3 protein-coding genes are annotated in these 5,340 nt (G+C 59.5%); all 3 read left to right on the top strand.

The window, feature by feature from the left end; all coding sequences use genetic code 11:
* The first annotated feature begins 209 nt into the window (after positions 1-209).
* The gene (locus P1S46_11330; protein MDF1537067.1) at positions 210-2,324 is read left to right on the top strand and encodes a thioredoxin domain-containing protein; all 2,115 of its coding nucleotides are present in this window, start codon (positions 210-212) and stop codon (positions 2,322-2,324) included.
* A 179-nt stretch (positions 2,325-2,503) separates the two neighbouring features.
* Positions 2,504-4,495 (top strand): transketolase, encoded by a 1,992-nt coding sequence (gene tkt, locus P1S46_11325; GenBank protein MDF1537066.1) that lies wholly within the window; start codon positions 2,504-2,506, stop codon positions 4,493-4,495.
* Between the two features lie 397 nt (positions 4,496-4,892).
* Positions 4,893-5,340: hypothetical protein (locus P1S46_11320; protein MDF1537065.1), on the top strand; the 448-nt coding region annotated here is incomplete at its 3' end.

Raw genomic sequence — 5,340 nt, 5'->3', positions numbered from 1 at the left:
TTGGTCGGGACTTCGGGGTCGGCGGGTGGCGTCGATGCCGAAAAGTCCAGGTACCAGGACCGGCGTGTCAAAAACAGCCCCCTCAGACACCCCGACCGGAGGCCGGCCCAGACCAATCGCGGATTTCGAGTTTTCAGCCGTCACAGTTTACTGTAAACCGTAAACTGTAGACTCGCAGACTGTTCATCCACATTCCTGGGGAGGATCTTTTGAACAAAACACCAGGAGGAAAGGCAAACCGGCTTTCCAGGTCCGGCAGCCCCTACCTTCTCCAGCACGCCCGGAACCCGGTTAACTGGTATCCGTGGTCTTCCAAGGCGTTCATGAAAGCCACCGCCGAGGACAAACCGGTTCTCCTGTCCATCGGCTACTCAACCTGCCACTGGTGCCACGTCATGGAGGCCGAGTCGTTCAGCGACCCGGAGGTCGCAGCGCTCCTCAACGAAACCTTCGTGTGCATCAAGGTGGACCGCGAGGAGCGTCCCGACCTGGACCACCTCTTCATGAACGTCTGCCAGCAGATGACCGGTACCGGCGGATGGCCCCTCAACGTCATCATGACGCCTGACAAGAAACCGTTTTTCGCCGGCACCTACTTTCCCCGTGAATCGAGCCATGGACGAATGGGGATGCTGGAACTCATACCCAAGGTCAGGGATCTCTGGAACCGAAGGAGACCCAAGGCCGTGGCGGCTGCCGAGGACGTGGTCAAGTCGATCTGTGAAGCGCTGACTCCCAGACCTGTCGGAAGACCAGGGAAATCCCTTATCGGCCAGACTTTCGGACAGATGTTTGGACAGTTCGATACCCGGCACGGCGGATTCGGCTCCGCACCAAAGTTCCCGACTCCGGTCAACCTCCTTTTCCTCCTCCACTACGGGAAGAGAAATTCCGAACCGAGGGCCATGGAGATGGTCCGGAAAAGCCTGCGGGCCATGAGGCTGGGCGGTATTTACGATCACATCGGCGGCGGGATACACCGTTACTCCACCGACGCCGCCTGGACCGTGCCTCACTTCGAGAAGATGCTCTACGACCAGGCCCTCGTTTCCATGGCCGCCACCGAGGCTTACAGGGCGACAGGGGAGGAGGAGTTCAAGGAGTTCTCCGAGGGGATCCTGGACTTCGTTCTCAGGGAGATGACCGGTCCTGATGGTGGATTTTACACCGCCGTGGACGCCGACAGCGAAGGGGTGGAGGGCAGGTTTTACACCTGGACACCAGGAGAGATCGAAGAGGTCCTCGACGGGGTGGACAACAGGATCGCGCGGTTCATTTTTAACCTTTCCAACGAGACCGGGCTGATCGAGGGGGATGGGGGATCAGGGGAGCGCCACGTCCTTTTTCGATCAGCGGCCCTCGACGCGGCCGCCCCGCAACTGGGTATGTCCCCGGCGCAGCTCGCTGAGGCGGTTAAAAAGATCACCTCAAAGCTCATGGAGGCCCGGGAGCAGCGGGTCAGGCCCTTCACTGACTTGAAGGTCCAGACCGACATGAACGGGCTCATGATCGCATCACTTGCCAAAGCGGCCGGGGCCTTCGACAACATGGACTACGCCCACGCCGCCGAAAAAGCCGGCGTCTTTGTCAGCGAGAGGATGAGGGGAAGCGAAGGGCAGCTTCTCCACATCAGGTACAGCGAGAAGGCAACGGTGCCGGCCTTCCTGGACGATTACTCATATCTCCTCTGGGGACTCATGGAGCTTTACCAGGCTACCTTCCGTCCGCCATATCTCACAGGAGCCATATCACTGGCCGAGGAGATGATCGGACTGCACTGGGACGACGACGGCGGCGGGCTCTTTTTCAGCCCGAGGGGAAGCGGTCCACTGCCTGTCCGTCACAAGTTCGCCGCCGACGGCGCCGTACCGTCAGGGAACGCGGTAGCAGCCATGAACCTGCTGAGGATAGGAAGGTTGACGGCCAAACCCGACTACGAGGAAAAAGTCGCCCAAATCGGGAAAGCGTTCGCTGGAAACATGGCAAAGTATCCAGCTGCCCACGCTCATCTGATCTCCGTGTTCAACATGGCCCTCAACTCCTCGGCAGAGGTCATCATCACCGGTGATCCTTCCAGGCCCGACACCCTTGAGATGGTCTCGGCCCTGAGAAAGGCTTACTGCCCCAACATGGTGGCGGTGTTCATCCCCTCGACCACCCGAAACACCGAGGTCGCACGGCTTATCCCCTACGCCAGGGATATCCGTACCTTCGAAGGCCTGGCCACCGCCTACGTCTGCAAGGATTTCATCTGCCGGGCCCCCACCACGGTGCCGGAGGAGATGATAGCCGCCATCGAGGATGTGGAGACAGGAGGACCGTGAAGGGCAGTAGCCAGCAGTCAGAAACCAGAACACCACGTTGGATCATCCGATCCATGATCTCCGATTTTCCTGTACTGATTACTGATCACCGGTTACTGATTACTGCTTTCCTTGACACCCCCATTTTCGGCTGTTAGGTAATCAAAACTTATTTCAAATTTCACACTCAGGAGATCCATATGAGCACTATCGAAAACCTTGCGGTAAACACCATCCGGATGCTCGCCGTGGACGGCGTCCAGAAAGCCAACAGCGGCCACCCGGGAATGCCCATGGGCGCCGCGGCCATGGGCTATGTCCTCTGGAAAAGGTCCATGAAGCACAACCCGCGCAACCCCCTGTGGCCCGACAGGGACCGGTTCATCCTGTCGGCCGGACACGGCTCAATGCTCCTGTATTCCCTGCTGCACCTTACCGGTTACGACCTGAGCCTCGACGATCTGATGGATTTCAGGCAGTGGGGCTCGCGAACGCCGGGACACCCCGAAAACCACCTCACACCCGGGGTGGAAGTGACCACCGGCCCCCTTGGCCAGGGAATCTCCAACGCTGTCGGCATGGCCATTGCGGAGGCCCACCTGGCCGCGGTATTTAACCGGCCGGATCTTGAGATCGTCGACCACTTCACATACGTCATCGCCAGTGACGGGGACCTCATGGAGGGAGTCGCCTCGGAGGCCTGTTCCCTGGCCGGACACCTTGGACTGGGGAAGCTCGTCGTCCTTTACGACGATAACCACATCTCCATCGACGGATCCACGGACCTGGCTTTCACCGAGGACTCAATGGCCCGTTTTGCCGCCTACGGCTGGCACACCCAGGAGGTATCCGACGGGAACGATATCGACGCCATCGAATCCGCTGTCGACAAAGCACGCGGGGAAACCGGCCGTCCCTCCATCATCGCTGTCAGAACCCATATCGGTTTCGGAAGCCCCAACAAACAGGACACATCCGGCGTCCACGGCTCCCCTCTTGGAGAGGATGAGATCCGCCTGACCAGGCAGAACCTCGGGTGGCCTCTTGAGGCGGCCTTCACGATCCCGGATGAGGTCAAGGCGCACTTTGCCCAGGTTGTTCATGGCGGTGAGGCCGCCCAAACCGCCTGGGAGGAGATTTTCGCCGGGTACGAGAGACGGTATCCGGATCTGGCCGCCCAGTGGAGGCAGATGTGGAGCAAGGAACTCCCGGACGGGTGGGAGGATATGGTGCCGGATCTTTCCGGAGAAGCCATGGCCACCAGGGCCGCCTCCGGGAAGGTCATTAACGCCCTGGCCCCCGCTCTGCCCCGGCTCCTGGGAGGCTCCGCGGACCTGGCTCCGTCCAACAACACTTTCATAAAGGGTGAACCCGCTTTCTCCAGGCACGACAGGGCAGGACGGAACTTTCACTTCGGTGTCCGGGAACACGGGATGGCCGCCATGGCCAACGGCATGGCCCTTCACGGCGCTCTTCACCCCTACGTGGGTACCTTCCTCATCTTTTCCGACTACATGAAACCTTCCATGCGCCTTTCGGCCCTCTCGGGAGCGAACGTCACCTACATCCTGACCCACGACAGCATCGGGCTTGGGGAAGACGGTCCGACCCACCAGCCTGTCGAGCAGCTGGCTTCCATCAGGTCCATTCCGGGGTTTGTGGATCTGCGACCTGCCGATGCGGCCGAGACCGCCGAAGCGTGGAAGATCTCCCTGCAGCTGGACGGACCTGCCGCCCTTGTCCTGACCCGCCAGACAGTCCAGCCAATCGACCGGAGCGCCTGTCCGCCGGCCTCGTCCATCCGGAGAGGGGCTTACGTCCTCGCCGAAACCGGGAATGACCGGAGGGCGATCATCATCGCTTCCGGGTCCGAGGTCGGTCCGGCACTGGGAGCCATGAAGCTGCTGGACGTGAAAGGCATCCACGTCCGGGTGGTCAACATGGCGAGCTTCGAACTGTTCGAGCGGCAATCCGAAGCGTACCGGCGGGAGGTGCTGCCGCCCGAACTCACCGCCCGGGTCGCGGTTGAAGCTGCCTCCCCCTTCGGGTGGGACCGGTACACAGGCAGTGGAGGGAAGATCATCGGTATCAACCGTTTCGGTTCTTCGGCCCCGGGGGGCACGAACATGGTAAAGTTCGGGTTCACGGCAGAGAATATCGCCAGAACCGTTGAAGAACTCCTGCAAGGCTGATCGTTCGTACGTGAGCTAAGCGTGAACGCGTAGCTGCGAAAGACCTCGTGTTCAAACTTCGCACACCTACGCATGCACTCAATCGACACCAGACCTCCCAAACAGGGTCAAGTTATCAGTTTATCAAGTCTCTGTGTGAGTGAAGCCCTACCTTGTATTCAGGTATCCTGGTACCCGCGCACTTACGCACGAACGCACATCGCACTGCTTTTCCCAGAACCTTTTTCCCGGGTGTTTCCATTCCGCAGATCAGCGTTTATACTTGTAGTTGATCGCTGGCAGACACAGGGAAAGAGGATTGAGAATTATACCCAAAACGCAAAACACCAAGCCCGAGTGAAGCGAGCGAGCGGGCGGGGGTGAATAAACCGGTTTCACCAGCACCGGGGGTTCCATTATGAAAACCAGGCCTGCAGTTTTCGTCTTTGTCCTGACAGTGCTGTCTTCAGTTTTCACGCCGGCAGCGTTTCAACATTCTGACGCTGCCAGCCGGAGGGGCGACGATGTCCAGATCTTCAGCCTCCAGATCCTCGTCAACCAGGCCTACCAGATGGCCCTGGAGGGGGGCAGCCTGGTCATGCTCGACCAGATGGGCAAGGGGGGAATTTTCGGGGGAGTGATCGACAAGCGGGGCTGGACCATGATCGACCAGAGTGAACGCATTATCTCTGACGCTGTCAACGGTGAGGAGATGAAACAGCTGGTTCGTGAGGGAAAGGGTGATGACCCCCTTTTATCCACCGTAAAGGAGAATGCAGGCCTGCTTCTGAAAGCTGTTGCCGAGATCCGGACCTATCTCAAAACGGAAACGACCGAACCCCAATTATCCCGGATGCACTCCCTTT

This window comes from bacterium, assembly GCA_029210545.1.
In the GTDB taxonomy this organism is placed as follows: domain Bacteria; phylum BMS3Abin14; class BMS3Abin14; order BMS3Abin14; family BMS3Abin14; genus JARGFV01.
This window is presented reverse-complemented; position numbering and strand designations above follow the sequence as displayed.

What these genes read in the sequence shown, in the direction of transcription:
- tkt (MDF1537066.1), top strand. Translation starts at nt 2,504, where the DNA reads ATGAGCACTATCGAAAACCTTGCGGTAAACACCATCCGGATGCTCGCC.